Source organism: Halomonas nitroreducens (assembly GCF_003966155.1).
Taxonomy (GTDB): Bacteria; Pseudomonadota; Gammaproteobacteria; order Pseudomonadales; family Halomonadaceae; genus Halomonas; species Halomonas nitroreducens.
Map to the genome: position 1 here is coordinate 334,660 of NZ_RXNS01000001.1, position 15,297 is coordinate 349,956.

Annotated in this window: 15 protein-coding genes; 12 read left to right on the forward strand and 3 right to left on the reverse strand. The window is 69.9% G+C overall.

Annotated elements, in window-relative coordinates; genetic code table 11:
- Nucleotides 1-60 precede the first annotated feature (60 nt).
- Nucleotides 61-1,947, reverse strand: coding sequence for a phosphogluconate dehydratase (gene edd, locus EKG36_RS01440; protein ID WP_126480252.1), 1,887 nt, complete (start codon nucleotides 1,945-1,947; stop codon nucleotides 61-63).
- 492 nt (nucleotides 1,948-2,439) lie between these two features.
- Here edd and EKG36_RS01445 point away from each other — a divergent pair, with 492 nt between their 5' ends.
- The 12 genes from EKG36_RS01445 to lpxL all read left to right on the forward strand — a co-directional run bounded on the left by EKG36_RS01445 (nucleotide 2,440) and on the right by lpxL (nucleotide 13,197).
- Nucleotides 2,440-3,579, forward strand: coding sequence for a GNAT family N-acetyltransferase (locus tag EKG36_RS01445; RefSeq protein WP_126480254.1), 1,140 nt, complete (start codon nucleotides 2,440-2,442; stop codon nucleotides 3,577-3,579).
- 123 nt (nucleotides 3,580-3,702) lie between these two features.
- Nucleotides 3,703-4,008, forward strand: coding sequence for a cell division protein FtsB (ftsB, locus tag EKG36_RS01450; RefSeq protein ID WP_126480256.1), 306 nt, complete (start codon nucleotides 3,703-3,705; stop codon nucleotides 4,006-4,008).
- 5 nt (nucleotides 4,009-4,013) lie between these two features.
- Entirely contained in the window at nucleotides 4,014-4,727 is a 714-nt protein-coding gene (gene ispD / locus EKG36_RS01455) for a 2-C-methyl-D-erythritol 4-phosphate cytidylyltransferase (protein ID WP_126480468.1), read from the forward strand.
- 18 nt (nucleotides 4,728-4,745) lie between these two features.
- Nucleotides 4,746-5,234: a 2-C-methyl-D-erythritol 2,4-cyclodiphosphate synthase gene (gene ispF / locus EKG36_RS01460; protein WP_126480466.1), complete on the forward strand. Its 489-nt coding sequence runs from the start codon at nucleotides 4,746-4,748 to the stop codon at nucleotides 5,232-5,234.
- Nucleotides 5,227-6,345 (forward strand): tRNA pseudouridine(13) synthase TruD, encoded by a 1,119-nt coding sequence (gene truD / locus EKG36_RS01465; RefSeq protein WP_126480258.1) that lies wholly within the window; start codon nucleotides 5,227-5,229, stop codon nucleotides 6,343-6,345. The genes ispF and truD overlap by 8 nt, the downstream gene beginning before the upstream one ends.
- Nucleotides 6,320-7,066: a 5'/3'-nucleotidase SurE gene (gene surE, locus EKG36_RS01470; RefSeq protein WP_126480260.1), complete on the forward strand. Its 747-nt coding sequence runs from the start codon at nucleotides 6,320-6,322 to the stop codon at nucleotides 7,064-7,066. The genes truD and surE overlap by 26 nt, the downstream gene beginning before the upstream one ends.
- The gene (locus EKG36_RS01475; protein ID WP_126480262.1) at nucleotides 7,053-7,718 is read left to right on the forward strand and encodes a protein-L-isoaspartate(D-aspartate) O-methyltransferase; all 666 of its coding nucleotides are present in this window, start codon (nucleotides 7,053-7,055) and stop codon (nucleotides 7,716-7,718) included. Before surE ends, EKG36_RS01475 begins: the two co-directional genes overlap by 14 nt.
- Nucleotides 7,715-8,692 (forward strand): DUF368 domain-containing protein, encoded by a 978-nt coding sequence (locus tag EKG36_RS01480; RefSeq protein ID WP_126480264.1) that lies wholly within the window; start codon nucleotides 7,715-7,717, stop codon nucleotides 8,690-8,692. The genes EKG36_RS01475 and EKG36_RS01480 overlap by 4 nt, the downstream gene beginning before the upstream one ends.
- Entirely contained in the window at nucleotides 8,685-9,797 is a 1,113-nt protein-coding gene (locus EKG36_RS01485) for a peptidoglycan DD-metalloendopeptidase family protein (RefSeq protein ID WP_126480266.1), read from the forward strand. Before EKG36_RS01480 ends, EKG36_RS01485 begins: the two co-directional genes overlap by 8 nt.
- 116 nt (nucleotides 9,798-9,913) lie before the next feature.
- Entirely contained in the window at nucleotides 9,914-10,903 is a 990-nt protein-coding gene (gene rpoS, locus EKG36_RS01490) for an RNA polymerase sigma factor RpoS (RefSeq protein ID WP_126480268.1), read from the forward strand.
- Between the two features lie 209 nt (nucleotides 10,904-11,112).
- Nucleotides 11,113-12,234 carry an alanine racemase gene (gene alr / locus EKG36_RS01495; RefSeq protein ID WP_126480270.1) on the forward strand — a complete coding sequence of 374 codons (1,122 nt, stop codon included), beginning with the start codon at nucleotides 11,113-11,115 and terminating at the stop codon, nucleotides 12,232-12,234.
- A 60-nt stretch (nucleotides 12,235-12,294) separates the two neighbouring features.
- Nucleotides 12,295-13,197: an LpxL/LpxP family Kdo(2)-lipid IV(A) lauroyl/palmitoleoyl acyltransferase gene (lpxL, locus tag EKG36_RS01500; protein ID WP_126480272.1), complete on the forward strand. Its 903-nt coding sequence runs from the start codon at nucleotides 12,295-12,297 to the stop codon at nucleotides 13,195-13,197.
- A gap of 318 nt (nucleotides 13,198-13,515) precedes the next feature.
- On the opposite strand, the gene EKG36_RS20420 is transcribed toward lpxL, so the two are convergent.
- Together EKG36_RS20420 and EKG36_RS01505 are read right to left on the reverse strand one after the other, a co-directional pair.
- Nucleotides 13,516-13,668 (reverse strand): hypothetical protein, encoded by a 153-nt coding sequence (locus EKG36_RS20420; RefSeq protein WP_185827447.1) that lies wholly within the window; start codon nucleotides 13,666-13,668, stop codon nucleotides 13,516-13,518.
- Between the two features lie 160 nt (nucleotides 13,669-13,828).
- Entirely contained in the window at nucleotides 13,829-15,178 is a 1,350-nt protein-coding gene (locus EKG36_RS01505) for a DUF2254 domain-containing protein (protein WP_126480274.1), read from the reverse strand.
- Nucleotides 15,179-15,297: the final 119 nt, after the last annotated feature.

A 15,297-nucleotide genomic window follows, 5' to 3' on the forward strand; every position in this document is an offset into this window, starting at 1 on the left:
CAGGCCGCCGCCCCTCCCGAGCGGGAATCGGGGCGGCACCTCGGCGCGCAGCGCCTGGCCTCAGGCGTCCTCGTCATGGATCTGGCCGGCCTGGCGGGCCAGGTCGTCGGCCTCGAAGCCACCGAAGACGCCGGCCCCCTCTTCGCCGTGCATGGCCAGGTGGCGGAAGCCGGCGAACAGCTCGCGGCCCAGGCCCACGTGATAGTGATCCAGTTCGGCGACGTATTGTGCGCGATCGGCCCAGGTGTGGGCGTCCACCCTGGCCTCCAGGGTGCCGGCGTTGGCGTCCAGGCGCACGATATCGCCGTCGCGGAGCTTGGCCAGGGGGCCGCCGTCCAGCGCCTCGGGGCTCATGTGGATGGCCGCCGGGACCTTGCCGGAAGCGCCGGACATGCGTCCGTCGGTGACCAGCGCCACCTTGTAGCCGCGATCCTGCAGCACGCCCAGGTAGGGGGTCAGCTTGTGCAGCTCGGGCATGCCGTTGGCCTTGGGGCCCTGGAAGCGCACCACGGCGATGACGTCGCGATCGAGCACGCCGGCCTCGAAGGCGGCCTTCATCTCGTTCTGGTCTTCGAAGAGCTTGACCGGCGCCTCCACCACGCGGTGTTCCTCGGCCACCGCCGAGACCTTGATCACGCCGCGCCCGAGGTTGCCGTCGAGCACGGTGAGTCCGCCGGTGGGCGCGAAGGGCTCGGCCACGCCGCGCAGCACTTCGGTGTCGAGGCTCTCGTCGGGGCCTTCCCGCCAGACCAGCTTGCCGTCCTCGAGGAAGGGTTCCTGGGTATAGGCGGTCATGTCGGTGCCGAACACCGTGGGGATGTCGCCGTGGATCAGGCCGGCGCCGAGCAGTTCGCGGAACAGGTAGGCCATGCCGCCGGCGGCCTGGAAGTGGTTGATGTCCGCCTGGCCGTTGGGATAGACCTGCATCAGGCTCGGCGTCACCGCGGAGAGCTCGGTGAAGTCATCCCAGGTCAGGGTGATGCCCGCGGCGGCGGCCATGGCCACCAGGTGCATGGTGTGGTTGGTGGAGCCGCCGGACGCCAGCAGCCCCACCACGGCGTTGACGATGGCGCGCTCGTCGACCTGCCGGTAGAAGGGGCGGTAGTCGCCGCCGGGCGCGGTGTTGCGGATCGCCTGCTCGGTGGCGTAGCGGGTCAACGCCTCGCGCATCTCGGTGCCGGGATTGACGAAGGAAGTGCCGGGCAGGTGCAGCCCCATCATCTCCATCATCAGCTGGTTGGAGTTGGCGGTACCGTAGAAGGTGCAGGTGCCGGGGCTGTGGTAGGACTGGGATTCGGCCTCGAGCAGGTCCTCGCGGCTGGCCTTGCCCTCGGCGAACAGCTGGCGGATGCGCGCCTTCTCCTTGTTGGGCAGCCCGCTGGGCATGGGGCCCGCGGGCACGAACATGGCCGGCAGATGGCCGAAGCGTGCCGCGGCGATGAACAGCCCCGGGACGATCTTGTCGCAGACGCCGAGGTAGAGGGCGGCATCGAACATGTTGTGGGACAGTCCCACGGCGGTGGCCATGGCGATCACGTCCCGGGAGAACAGCGACAGCTCCATGCCCGGCTGGCCCTGGGTGACGCCGTCACACATGGCGGGCACGCCGCCGGCGAACTGGGCAGTGGAGCCCATGTCGCGGGCGGCGGCCTTGATGGTCTCGGGGAAGGTCTCCAGCGGCTGGTGGGCCGAGAGCATGTCATTGTAGGCCGAGATGATCCCCAGGTTGGCCGAGTTCATCAGCTTCAGGGCATTCTTGTCCTCCGCGCCGCAGGCGGCGAAGCCGTGGGCCAGGTTGCCGCAGGAGAGCTCGCCGCGGTGGACGCCACGGCGGTGCTGGTCGGCCATGCGCTCCTCGTAGAGCGCCCGGCGCTCGGCGCTGCGCTGACGGATGCGCTGGGTGACCTGCTGGACGGTGGCATTGAGGGGCGTGGAAGCTTGGGCCATGGGGCACCTCGGCAACGAGAAGGATGAATCTAGTAAGTTTAACAAACTTACAGCCAAAATATCGCGATTGGTAGGTCGATGCGGCTATAGTTGTAATTATTTTACCTATTCTGGCCTCGTCGACGCGACGCCAGTGACCGGCAGGCGGGGTGGCAGGGCGGCAGGTGGCCAGGGCCTGTTGATGTTTCCTCATGGCCGCGACAGAGGTCCATTGGGTGCAGAACAAGGCGTGAGGAGCGTCGTTGGGTCGTTCCCAATGAGCAACGAACAACGCAGTGCTGTGCCCAATGGACCCTGCCCCTTCGGGTTGCGCGCCAAAGAACGCCATGCAGCGTTGCGAAACTGGGTACGGGCACCACCATTGCCGGCGTTTCGCGCCTTGCCTGACGCCCTTGGCGCCGCAACGCGGTTCGTGATGAAACGTCAACCGGCCCTAGGCACAATGTAGGTGTTCTGCCGGCGTCTTGTCAGCCGGCCCAGCCGGGAGCCCCCATGAGCCGATTGCGTCTCACCGAGCTGCCCGCCATCGAGGCGGTGGCCGCCGCATCCTGGAACGCCCTGGTGGGTGACGATCACCCCTTCCTGCGCCATGAGTTCCTGCACGCCCTGGAGGCCAGCGGGGCGGTGAGCCCGGCCACCGGCTGGACGCCGCGCCACCTGACCCTGTGGCGGGGCGAGACCCTGGTGGGGCTGTTGCCGCACTACCACAAGCAGCACTCCTTCGGCGAATACGTCTTCGACTGGGCCTGGGCCGAGGCCTGGGAGCAGGCCGGCGGACGTTACTACCCCAAGGGGCTCAGCGCGATCCCCTTCACGCCCGCCCCGGGGCCGCGCCTGGCGCTGGCCGCGGACGTCGATCCGCTGGCGGCCCGCCGGCGCCTGGCCGAGGCCTGGGAGGCGGGCGAGCTGTCGAGCTGGCACCTGCTGTTCGCCGAGCCGGCCGAGGTGGCCGCCTGGCGGGCGGCCTGCCCCGAGCTGATCCCGCGCCACGGCGTGCAGTTCCAGTGGCATGACCGCGGCTACGGTGACTTCGCGGGCTTTCTCGGCGCCCTGACCTCGAAACGGCGCAAGGCCATCCGTCGCGAGCGCCGCCGGGTCGCCGAGCAGGGGCTGACCCTGCATCGCCTGGAGGGCGAGGCGATCGGCGACGCCGACCTGGCGCACTTCTTCCGCTGCTACCAGCTCACCTACCTGGAGCGTGGCCGGCCCGGCTACCTCAACGCGGACTTCTTCGCTCGACTGCGCCGCACCCTGCCCGAGGCACTGCTGCTGGTCCAGGCCCGCCTCGACGGCAAGCCGGTGGCCGCGGCCCTGTGCCTGCAGGGGCGCCGGACCCTCTATGGCCGCTACTGGGGCAGCGAAGTCCTGGCCGACGGCCTGCACTTCGAGGCCTGCTACTATCAGGGCATCGAGCATTGCCTGGCCCGTGGCCTGAGCCGCTTCGACCCCGGTACCCAGGGCGAGCACAAGCTGGCCCGGGGCTTTGCCCCGTGCCGGCTGACATCCCTTCACCATATCGCCGATCCCCGCCTGCGGGCCGGGGTGGCGCGCTTCTGCGCCGAGGAGCGCGACCACGTCGAGGCCTATGTGGCGGCCACCCAGGCGGCCCTGCCGTTGCGGGCCATGTCCTGAGCCGGGCCCCGCAGGGGGCATCGCCGCGAGCGATGACGGCGCTCGCGACGGTTTCGTGGATGAGGCCGGCGGGGGAAGATGGCATACTAGCCGTCATCGACGATCTGGTGACGGAACCGCCGCATGCTCAAATGGTTGGCCATCGTGCTCATCGCCTTGCTGGCGTTGCTGCAGTATCGCCTGTGGCTCGGCGAAAGCGGCTTGCGCGAGCTGGCCGAGGTGCGCCAGCGGGTCACCACCCTGGAGGCCGAGAACGCTCCGCTGCGGGCGCGCAACGCGCGGCTCGCCGCCGAGGTGGTCGACCTCAAGACCGGGCTGGACGCCATCGAGGAGCGGGCGCGCAGCGACGTCGGCATGGTGCGCCGCGACGAGCAGTTCTTCTGGGTCCCCGATGCCGGGAGCGATGCCCGGGGAGGGCAGGCGCCTTGAGCGAGATGCCTTGGCTGGTGGTGCCCGCGGCGGGGCAGGGGCGGCGCATGGGGGCGGATCGCCCCAAGCAGTACCTGTCCCTGGGCGGCGCGCCGGTGCTGGCCCGGACCCTGGAGCGCCTCCACCTGGCCTTTCCCCGAGCTCGGCTATGCCTGTGCCTGGATCCCGAGGACAGCCGCTTCGATCCGGCCTGGGTGCCCTTCGCCGATTGGCGGCGGGTTGCCGGGGGCGCCGAACGGGTCGACTCGGTGGCCAATGCCCTGGAGGCCATCGCCGGGCACGCCGCCGACGGGGAGCCGGTGCTGGTGCACGACGTGGCGCGCCCCTGCGTGACCGTCGACGACCTGCGCCGGCTCCACGCGGCGGTGGTCGAGGACGCGGTGGGAGCGTTGTTGGCGGCCCCGGTGGCCGACACCATGAAACGCGACGACGGGGCCGGCCGGGTGCGCGGCACCGAGTCCCGCGCGGGCCTCTGGCATGCCCTGACGCCCCAGGGCTTCGCCTATGGCCTGCTGCGGCGGGCCCTGGCCGAGGCAGCCCAGTGCGGGGTTGCCGTGACCGACGAGGCCTCGGCGGTGGAGGCCCTGGGCATGGCACCGCGTCTGGTCAGCGCGCGCCGCGACAACCTCAAGATCACCCATCCCGAGGACCTGCCCCTGGCCGAGCTGATCCTCGCCGCCCAGGCCGATGCCACTTCCATTGACCCAGAACCACGCTGACAGGGGAAACACCGCATGATGCGAATCGGCCACGGCTTCGATGTGCACCGCTTCGGCGAGGGCGACCAGCTGATGATCGGGGGGGTCGCCATCCCCTTCACGCATGGCTTCATCGCCCACTCCGACGGCGATGTGCTGCTGCACGCGATCTGCGATGCCCTGCTCGGGGCCTGCGCCCTGGGCGACATCGGGCGCCACTTCCCGGATACCGACCCGGCCTGGGCCGGCGCCGACAGTCGCGCCCTGCTGCGCCGGGTGATCGGACTGGTGCAGGATGCCGGCTACCGCGTCGGCAACCTCGATGCCACGGTGATTGCCCAGGCGCCGAAGCTGGCCCCCCATGTCGCGGCCATGACGGCGAATCTCGTCGCGGACCTGGGCGTGGCCAACGGCGCGGTCAACGTCAAGGCCACCACCACCGAACGGCTGGGCTTCACCGGCCGCGGCGAGGGCATCGCCGCCGAGGCGGTGGTGCTGCTGGTCGCCCGGGAGACGGCCCATGGCTGAGGCGATCCACTGGCCGCCGCACTGGCCCCGGGTGCTCGACGCCCGCTTCGGGGCGCCGCGCCCCGCCGCCTATCGTGCCTGTCCGGAGGATTTCCGGGTGGAGGAATGCCTCGGCTTCGCCCCCGAGGGGCAGGGCGAGCACCTCTGGCTATGGGTGGAGAAACGTGATCTGACCACCGCCATGGTCGCCAAGCAGCTAGCCCGGGCCTGCGAGGTCGCGCCGCGGCAGGTCGGCTATGCGGGGATGAAGGACCGCGTGGCGGTGACTCGCCAGTGGTTCTCGGTGCACCTGCCCGGCCGCGAGGCACCTCACGACCTGGCGGAGCGGCTCTCGGAAATGCCCCTCGAGCTGCTCGAGGTCACCCGGCACCCGCGCAAGCTCAAGCGCGGCGTGCACCGTGCCAACCGCTTTCGCCTGCGCCTCACCGGCGAGGCCCTGGCCGACCCGGCCCTGGCCGCGCGCTGGGAGTGGCTGTGCCGCCATGGCGTGCCCAACTACTTCGGTCCCCAGCGCTTCGGCCCCGAGGGGCGCAACCTGCAGCGGGCGCTGAGCGTGCTGGCGCGGGGCTGGCGCAAGCGCGACGACCGCGACGGCATGCTGCTTTCGGCGGCGCGCAGCTACCTGTTCAACACCCTGCTCGCCGGGCGCATCGTCGACGGCAGCTGGGCGACTCCCCTGCCGGGGGAGGCGGTGATCCTCGACGGCTCGAGCAGCCAGTTCGTCGTCGAGACCCTCGACGCGAGCCTTCGCGAGCGCGCCGAGCGGCTCGACCTCCATCCCAGCGGCGTGCTCTGGGGCCAGGGCCGCTCGGTGGCCCGGGACGAGGCGCTGGCCCGCGAGCAGGCCCTGGCCGAGGCCTGCCCCGCGCTCTGCGCGGGGCTCGAGCGGGCCGGCGTGCGCCTGGCACGCCGGGCGCTGCGCCTGCGCCTGGAGGCCCCGCGATTCGAGCCGGGCGAGGGCGAGGCCTGGCTGTCCTTCACCCTGCCGCGGGGCGCCTTCGCCACGGCGGTGCTGCGCGAGCTGGTCGCCCACCCGACCCTGAGTTTTCAATCGCCCCCGCGGGGGCCAGAGCAAGGAGCCGCAGATGCGTCGACTGCTGCTGTCCAATGACGACGGGGTTCATGCTCCGGGCCTGCGAGCCCTGCATGATGCCCTCGCTCCCCATGCCCGGCTGCGTGTGGTGGCCCCGGACCGCGACAAGAGCGGGGCCAGCAATTCGCTGACCCTGACTCGGCCGCTGGCCCTGAGCGCCCTGGAGAACGGCTTCTACAGCGTCGACGGTACCCCGGCGGACTGCGTCTACCTGGGGGTCAACGGTGTCTGGGAGGAGCGCCCCGACCTGGTGATCTCGGGGATCAACCACGGCGGCAACCTGGGCGACGACGTGCTCTATTCCGGCACCGTGGCCGCGGCCATGGAGGGGCGCAACCTGGGCATGACCGCCATCGCCATGTCGCTGGTGGGCAACCGCCACTTCGACACCGCCGGGCGCGTGGCGGCGAGCCTGGTCGGCGCCGCCGACCAGCTGTCGCTGCCGCCGCGTAGCCTGCTCAACGTCAACGTGCCGGACCTGCCCTGGTCGGAGCTGCGCGGCTTCCGGGTGACCCGCCTCGGCTACCGGGGGCCGGCGGCCCAGCCGCTGGAGGTGAAGGACCCGCGGGGGCGCAAGCGTTACTGGATCGCGCCGGTGGGCGAGAACGCCGACGATGGCCCCGATACCGACTTCGCCGCCGTGGAGGCCGGCTTCGTGTCCATCACCCCGCTGCAGACCGACCTGACCCGGCATGCGGCTCGTGACGACGTGCAGGATTGGCTGGATGCGCTCACCTGATCTCCGGGGTGTCGGCATGACATCCCAGCGAACCCGCGATCGGATGGCCGAGCGCCTGGCCCGCCAGGGCATCGGCGACCGGCGCGTGCTGCAGGTGATGGCCGGCGAGCCTCGCCACCTCTTCCTCGACGAGGCCCTGTCCCACCGGGCCTACGAGGACACCTCGCTGCCCATCGGGCATGGCCAGACCCTGTCCCAGCCGTGGATCGTGGCCCGCATGACGGAGCTGGTGATCCAGGAGACGCCCGGCCGGGTGCTGGAGATCGGCACCGGCTCGGGCTACCAGACCCTGGTGCTGTCGCGGCTGGTCACGGAACTCTGGTCGGTGGAGCGGATCAATGCCCTGCATCGTCGTGCCGGGGAACGGCTGCGGCTGCTCGGGGTGCACAATGCCCGCCTGCGGCTGGCCGACGGCGGCCACGGCTGGCCCGAGGCGGCCCCCTTCGCGGTCATCCTGCTCACCGCCTGTGCCAGCGAGCTGCCGATGCCGCTGCTCGCCCAGCTGGCCGACGGCGGCGTGATCATCGCCCCCGTGGCGGGCAAGGACGGCTGCCAGTGGCTGATGCGGGTGCGGCGCCGCGGGGATCAATTCGAGAAACAGCGGCTGGAGCCGGTGCGCTTCGTGCCGCTGCTGGAAGGAGTCATTCGTTGAAGCGTCATCTTGGACTCGTGCTCAAGGGGGCCGGCATGGGCGCCGCCGATGCGGTACCGGGCGTCTCCGGGGGCACCATCGCCTTCATCACCGGCATCTACGAGGAGCTGATCCACACCATCAAGCAGTTCGGACCGAGCGCCCTGGGCGCCTGGCGGCGCGGGGGGACGGCGGGGCTGGCGAGCCACCTCAATCTGGCATTTCTGCTGCCACTGCTGGCCGGCATCGCCGCCAGCCTGGTCAGCGTCGCTCACCTGGTGGTGTGGCTGATGGAGGCCCAGCCGCGGCTGCTCGATGGCTTCTTCTTCGGCCTGGTGGCCGCCTCGGCACTGGTCGTCGGCCGCCATCCCGGCGACTGGCGCTGGTGGCACGTGGCGCCCCTGGTGGCCGGCCTGCTGCTGGCCTACGGCCTGCCGTCGCTGATGCCGCTGGTGGCGCGGATCGGCAGCCCCGACCTGGTACTGATGGTGGGCGGGGCCATCGCCATCAGTGCGCTGCTGCTGCCGGGGGTCTCCGGCAGTTTCCTGCTGCTGAGCATGGGGCTCTATGGCACCGTCATGGAGGCCATCCGCGGCTTCGACCTGGCACTGATCGCCACCTTCGGCGGCGGCTGCCTGATCGGCCTGTTCGTCTTCTCGCGGGTGCTGGCCTGGTTGCTGGATCATTTTCACACCGCCACCCTGCAGCTGTTGCTGGGGTTCATCCTCGGTTCGCTGCCGATGCTCTGGCCCTGGCGGGAGCTGGTGCGCTACCAGCTCGCCCCGGGCGGTCAGATGGTCCCCCTCGATTACCGTTACCTGACCCCGGGCGACTTCAGCGCGGTGACCGGCGAACCCGCCCAGCTGACGGGCGTGGTGGCCCTGATGCTGACCGGTGCCGCCCTGGTGTGGCTGGTCGGTCGAGCCAATCGCGACGCCAGCGCCCCGGCGCGCCCTGGCGCACTCAAGGACAAGGAGAAAGGTTCCGATGCATAAGGTATTGCTGATTTCCGGGCTGGCCCTGACGCTGGCCGGCTGCGCCGCGTCCCAGCAGCAGGCGCAACCGGTCCGGGTCCAGGAGCTGTCCACCGAGCGGGCGACATCCACCCCCGCGGAATACACCGTCGAGGCCGGTGACACCCTCTACGGCATCGCCTGGCGCCACGACATGGACTATCGCGACCTGGCCCGGCTGAACCAGATCGGTCCGCCCTACCGGCTGCAGCCCGGCCAGACCCTGGTGCTGGGCGGCGAGGGCCGCCCCGAGGGCGAAGCCAGCGGCTCGGCCGGGAGCGCCGGCACTGGCGCCGTCGCCACCGGACTCGGCGCCAGCGAGGGAGACGACGAGTCCCTGGACTGGCTGCTGCCCGATGCCCCCGACGACGAGGCATCGGCCGAGGCCGGCGGCCAGGCCGAGACGAGCGGTAAGGCCAGCGCGCAGGCGTCGGGTGAGGCCGGCGGCGATGCCGCGGGGAGCGACGGGCCCGGGCCGGTCTATGACCATGAGAGCCCCGGCGCCGACGGCACCCTGAGCGAGGCCGACCAGGCCGAGCGCCGCGCCCGGGAGGCCGCGGCGGCGAACGAGACGGCCAGCGACGACGACGCACAGCCGGCGGAGACGGCGGCCTCGCAGGACGCGGCACCCGCCGACGAGCCCGATGCGGGCGCCAGCGTGGCCGGCGAGCCGGAAGCCCCGGCCAGCGAGCCTCGCCGTTACACGCCGGTGGACGAGGTGCCCTGGCAGTGGCCCGCCCAGGGCGAGGTCATCGGCACCTTCGGCGAGGGCGGCAGTGTCACCGCCGGCATTGATATCGACGGTCAAAAGGGGCAACCTGTCAAGGCAGCCGGCCCCGGCATCGTGGTCTACGCCGGCAACGGCGTCAGGGGCTACGGCAACCTGATCCTGCTCAAGCACAACGACCAGCTCCTGAGCGCCTATGCCCACAATGACAGCCTGCGGGTGAAGGAGAACGACGTGGTCGAGGCCGGCGAAGTGATCGCCACCATGGGGGACAGCGACGCCGAGGATGTCAGGTTGCATTTCGAGGTGCGCAAGGACGGTCAGCCGCAGGACCCGCTGGAGTTCCTGCCGAAGCGTTGAATAGGCGTGGCGTGGAATTTCACGTCGTAGCTCGAGAGCGGCATACAATTACAAATCTTAACATCGATCGTTGGGGGCATGACCGATGCCCCGTCGCAAACGTGGGGTAGCAATCGATGAGCATGCTTGAACGGGACCTTCAGGACGTGGATCTGGACACGGCCGCCGAGCCGGAGGAGGCCACCGAGGAGGTCGAGCTGGAGGCGGGCGCGGCCGACGACAGCGACGAGGCCTTCGAGAAGGCGCTGAGCAAGGAAGATCGGCACTACCATCACAGCCTGGACGCCACTCAGATCTACCTCAACGAGATCGGCTTCTCGCCGCTGCTGACGCCGGAAGAGGAGGTTCACTTCGGGCGCCTGGCCCGCAAGGGGGACCCCGCCGGGCGATCGCGCATGATCGAGTCGAACCTGCGCCTGGTGGTCAAGATCGCGCGACGCTACCTCAATCGCGGCCTGACCCTGCTCGACCTGATCGAGGAGGGCAACCTCGGCCTGATCCGTGCCGTGGAGAAGTTCGATCCCGAGCGCGGCTTCCGCTTCTCGACCTACGCAACCTGGTGGATCCGCCAGACCATCGAGCGGGCGCTGATGAACCAGACCCGCACCATCCGCCTGCCCATCCACGTGGTCAAGGAGCTCAACATCTACCTGCGGGCGGCCCGGGAGCTGACCCAGAAGCTCGATCACGAGGCCACGGCCGAGGAGATCGCCGACTACCTCGACAAGCCGGTGGAGACCGTCAAGAAGATGATGGGCCTCAACGAGCGGGTGTCCTCCGTGGACTACCCGGTGGGCAGCGAAAGCGACAAGCCGCTGATCGAGACCCTGACCGACGACAACGACCTGGGGCCGGAGTCGACCCTGGTGGACGGTGACGTCAAGCAGCATGTCGATGACTGGCTGGCCGAGCTTACCGACAAGCAGCGCGAGGTGGTGGTGCGCCGCTTCGGCCTGCGCGGTCATGAGGCCTCGACGCTGGAACAGGTGGGCGAAGAGATCGGCCTGACCCGTGAGCGGGTTCGCCAGATCCAGGTCGAGGCGCTGAAGAAGCTGCGGCGCATGCTCGACAAGCAGGGACTGGACCTGGACGCCATCTTCGAGTAGCGGGGCATCTCCCCATCGATCAGGGAAAGCCAGGACCGCGTCCTGGCTTTCTTGTATATGCATCGTTGCTTTTTCTATTGTCGATCTTTTTCCTGGTTTTTGTTGCTATTCTGAGTCGAAAATTTGGCTCATATTGCCATGAAATGGCGACAAATCTGGAAAATAATAGTCGGCCTAACTTCCCAGACGAACCTTCCCGGAGTGCCCCCATGGCCCGTCCCCTGCGTGCCGATATCGACCTCGACGCCCTGCGCCACAACTATCGCCTGGCCCGTGATCTGGCGCCCCGCAGCCAGGCGGTGGCAGTGCTCAAGGCCGATGCCTACGGCCATGGCCTGGTGCGCTGCGCCCGGGCCCTGGAGGGGCTGGCGCCGGCCTTCGCCGTGGCCTGCCTCGAGGAGGCGCTGGCGCTGCGCGAGGGCGGAATCAAGGCGCCGATCGTGCTCCTGGAAGGCATCTTCGCCGCCGAGGAGCTGGCGCTGGTCGAGGCCCAGGGGCTGTGGATGGCCGTGCACAGCGACTGGCAGGTGGACGCCCTGCTGGCCTACCGCCCGGCCCGGCCGATCCCGGTCTGGGTCAAGGTGGATTCCGGCATGCACCGCCTGGGCTTTCCCCCCGAGCGACTGGCCGCGGTCTGGGCGCGGCTCGCCGCAGCGCCCGAGCAGGCTCGCGACCTGCACCTGATGAGCCACTTCGCTACCGCCGACGCCGAGGACAGCGACTATTTCCGACGCCAGTCGGCGTTGCTCGAGACGCTCGCCGCCGATCTCGGGGCACCCACCTGCCTGGCCAATTCCCCGGCGACCCTGTCCCGACCGGAGAGCCACGGTGCCTGGAACCGCCCCGGGGTCATGCTCTACGGCAGTGACCCGCTGGAGACCCCCAATGCGGTCAGCCGCCGGCTGGCCCCGGTGATGACCCTGCGCTCCGAGATCATCGCCGTGCGCGAGCTGCCCGCCGAAGAGCCGGTGGGCTACGGCGGGCGCTGGCGCACGCCCCGGCCCTCGCGCATCGGCGTGGTGGCCTGCGGCTATGGCGACGGCTACGACCGCCATGCCGTGGACGGCACGCCAGTGCTGGTCGATGGCCGGCGCACCGGGCTTGCCGGCAAGGTCTCCATGGACATGCTGACCGTGGACCTCACTGACCTGCCCGGGACCGATATCGGCAGTGAGGTGGTGCTGTGGGGACGCTCAAGCGATGGCAGCGTGTTGTCGGTGGACGAGTTGGCCCGCCACTGCGCGACCATCAGCTATACCCTGCTCACCGGGGTGCTGCCGCGGGTACCCAGACGGTATCATGGCGGTCCGTCGGGGACAGACCCCCATTGAGATCCAGTCAATCAGGAGCCTTGCCATGGACAGGTGTCATCAAGGGGGGGCTGTCCCCCAATGAGCAAGCCCAACTTCGCCCATCCCCGCTACTGGTCCACCTGGCTGGCCATTGCCGCCATGCACCTCGGCGCCTGGCTGCCCTGGCGCCTCAAGCTGTGGGTAGGCAAGGCGATCGGGCTGGCCGCCTGGCGGTTCGCCAAGCGGCGTCGGCATATCACCGAGACCAATATCCGGCTGTGCTTTCCGGAACTCGATGCCGACCGGCAGGCTGCGCTGGTCCGCGAGAGCTTCATCGCCAACGGCATCGGCCTGCTCGAGACGGCCACCGGCTGGTGTCGCGATCCCGAGCACCTGCGCCACCGGGTGACCTTCCAGGGCCAGCAGCACATGGCCCGGGCCCAGGGGCAGGGCAAGGGGGTGCTGATCATCGGCATCCACTTCTCCACCCTGGACCTGGGCGGCGCGCTGCATTCGCTGTTCTTCCCTGCCGACGCGGTCTACCGCCCTCATGACAACCCGCTGTTCGAGCGCTTCATGACCCGGGCGCGCAGCCGGATCTTCGGCCGGGCCATCGATCGCCATGAGCTGCGCGGCGTGGTGCGCCGGCTCAAGGCCGGGCACAACGTCTGGTACTCGCCGGACCAGGACTTCGGCCGCGATGCCAGCGTGTTCGCCCCCTTCTTCGGCATCGAGGCCGCGACCATCAAGCTCACCGCCAAGATTGCCCGCATGACCGGTGCCCCGGTCATGCCGCTGATCTTCCACCGCAACCCGGATGATCGCACCTACACCCTGGAATACCTGCCGCCCCTGGAGGACTTCCCGTCCGGCGACGAGGTGGCCGACGCCACGCGCATCAATGCCGTGATCGAGGCCGCCATCCGCCGCCATCCCGAGCAGTACCTGTGGCTGCACCGGCGCTTCAAGACGCGTCCCCAGGGTCAGCCGAAACTCTACTGACGCCTCGACATCGAGGCGTGCCCCATCGGGTTGCCAGGGCCGTTGGGTCACCCACCTCGAGCCTTGCGTGCCGATTCCGTCGAGCGGGGCCGTCTCCCGAACTCGACGCTCGACGTGGAACAGTGGGGCGGCCGGCAGTCATCGTGAGCCCCGGGCGTCGCCGAGACATCAGGTGGGGGAAGTGGACGACGGTTCTCGGCGCCATGGGGTGGGTGAGCCGGACGAGCATCCGCCCGCCTGCGTGGTATCCCGTCGGCTCGAGGGCCACCAAGGCCTTGGGTGCCCTGGTGATCGAGGCGTGTGCTGTGGCAGGTCGGTTCAGGGGTGCTCGCTGTCCTGGGCCATGGCCCCGCTGGCCCTCAGGGCGGCCTCGCGGCGTGATGCTTCCCGCCGCAGCTGAATGAGGACGGCAGCGCTGGAGATCAGCAGCCCCAGGGTCATGAGTGCCATCAAGGCGTTGAATACCGACATGAGCGGCTCCGCTTGTGTTCGTTCAGGTGGGTGGGAGCTGCCATCACACCATGGGCACATGAACTGGGGATGAGTGGAGTCGCGAACGGGCGACGCGCCTGCTCCGGGGGAAGGCCCCCGGCCAGGGCCAGCAGGTGCGAGGCGGCAGGCGGATCCTCAGTCAACTTGTCGTCGGGGCGTGCGGAGCCACCGCGGGGAGGCGGGCCGGCAGGTCCAGGCGGTGCTCGCCCGCGGCCAGGCGCGCCTCGATGAACTGCCGGTCCAGCGGGTGGCCGGCACCGCGGGCCAAGACCTCGACCACCCGTTCGGCGAAGGCCTGCAGCGCCTCCCGCTCGGCATCGTCGGCGAACAATGACAGGCTCTTCACCGCCTTGAGCAGCGCCAGGCCGATGCTCTGGTCGTCGGCTCCATAGTGCAGGATGGGGGTGAACAGCCGGTGCAGCAGGGCGTCGAAGCCTTCCAGCGGCCAGGTCACCCGTGGCCGGCCTTCGCCGTCGAGCAGGGTGTTGCAGGCCTGCCAGCGCAGGTGGTGGCCGAGCAGGTCGGTCAGTCGGTGCACGCACAGGCGCGCGGTGCCGGGATCATGGATGCCCGGCGACAGCGCCTTGACCGCCATTTCCATCAGCTGGGTCAGGCCATGGACATAGTGCTCGGCCACCGATTCCCCTTCCAGGTAGGTCAGCGTGGCCCGCGCCGAGCGGCACCATTCCTCGCTGGGCGCCGTGGCGGCCTCGATGTGCAGGATCGGCAGGTCCTGGACCACATAGTCGCCGAAGCGGAAGTTCAGGTGTACCACGCCGTCGAGGCGGCGGGCCAGACGGGCCAGGGCGGGGAGGTCGGCGTTCTGCAGGTAGCCGGCGCGTCGGGCATGGATGACATGCCGCTCGCCGGCGGACGACCGGGAGGGTTGATGGCGCCAGCGGTCGCCTCGCTGGCGGGCCTGCAGGGCCCGCATGGAGGCGAGCGTCGAGCGGTGCAGTTCGGAGGCCACGGCATCGACCTGGATCGACTGGGAGGCGTCGTGGATGAAGAACACGTAGAGCGCCAGGCTGTGGATGACCATACCGCAGGCCAGGTAGATCGCCAGGGAGCGCCATAACGCCGCCTGGTCGGGGCTGCCGGGCACGATCAGCAGCATCAGGATGAACAGGATGGTCCCTAGGTAGTGGCCCAGCACCCACTGCCGGGGGCGTTCGGTGACCAGCCCGAACACCAGCTTGTGGGAGAACTGGCCGCCGGCCTGGGACAGCACCGACATCACCATCGAGAAGCTGAACACCACCAGCGAGATCATCCCGCCGAGCAGGGCGGCGAGCAGGGTGGTGGCCTCGTCCGGGGCGTCCAGGCGCAGGCCGAGCAGCAGGCCGGGCATCTGCTCGTCGACCACCGGCGACATCAGCGCCAGCCAGCCCAGCACCCAGTAGCACAGGGCCAGCAGGGTGGGCAGGTAGGCGATGCTCTTGCGGAAGGTCTTGAGCGCGCGGATGGGCCAGAAGCGCGAGGCGGTCATGGGCGAGCTCCAGGTGGGCCGTGCTGACGTTATGGCCCCTGCCGCGGCCAGGGGCAAGGGGGACCACCAACGCAAGCGCCCCCCGGTCCGCAAGGGAGCCAGGGGGCGCGGGGGCGCAG

Coding starts and splice junctions, on each gene's coding strand:
- edd (WP_126480252.1), bottom strand. CDS start 1,947: ATGGCCCAAGCTTCCACGCCCCTCAATGCCACCGTCCAGCAGGTCACC.
- EKG36_RS01445 (WP_126480254.1), top strand. CDS start 2,440: ATGAGCCGATTGCGTCTCACCGAGCTGCCCGCCATCGAGGCGGTGGCC.
- ftsB (WP_126480256.1), top strand. CDS start 3,703: ATGCTCAAATGGTTGGCCATCGTGCTCATCGCCTTGCTGGCGTTGCTG.
- ispD (WP_126480468.1), top strand. CDS start 4,014: ATGCCTTGGCTGGTGGTGCCCGCGGCGGGGCAGGGGCGGCGCATGGGG.
- ispF (WP_126480466.1), top strand. CDS start 4,746: ATGCGAATCGGCCACGGCTTCGATGTGCACCGCTTCGGCGAGGGCGAC.
- truD (WP_126480258.1), top strand. CDS start 5,227: ATGGCTGAGGCGATCCACTGGCCGCCGCACTGGCCCCGGGTGCTCGAC.
- surE (WP_126480260.1), top strand. CDS start 6,320: ATGCGTCGACTGCTGCTGTCCAATGACGACGGGGTTCATGCTCCGGGC.
- EKG36_RS01475 (WP_126480262.1), top strand. CDS start 7,053: ATGCGCTCACCTGATCTCCGGGGTGTCGGCATGACATCCCAGCGAACC.
- EKG36_RS01485 (WP_126480266.1), top strand. CDS start 8,685: ATGCATAAGGTATTGCTGATTTCCGGGCTGGCCCTGACGCTGGCCGGC.
- rpoS (WP_126480268.1), top strand. CDS start 9,914: ATGAGCATGCTTGAACGGGACCTTCAGGACGTGGATCTGGACACGGCC.
- alr (WP_126480270.1), top strand. CDS start 11,113: ATGGCCCGTCCCCTGCGTGCCGATATCGACCTCGACGCCCTGCGCCAC.
- lpxL (WP_126480272.1), top strand. CDS start 12,295: ATGAGCAAGCCCAACTTCGCCCATCCCCGCTACTGGTCCACCTGGCTG.
- EKG36_RS20420 (WP_185827447.1), bottom strand. CDS start 13,668: ATGTCGGTATTCAACGCCTTGATGGCACTCATGACCCTGGGGCTGCTG.
- EKG36_RS01505 (WP_126480274.1), bottom strand. CDS start 15,178: ATGACCGCCTCGCGCTTCTGGCCCATCCGCGCGCTCAAGACCTTCCGC.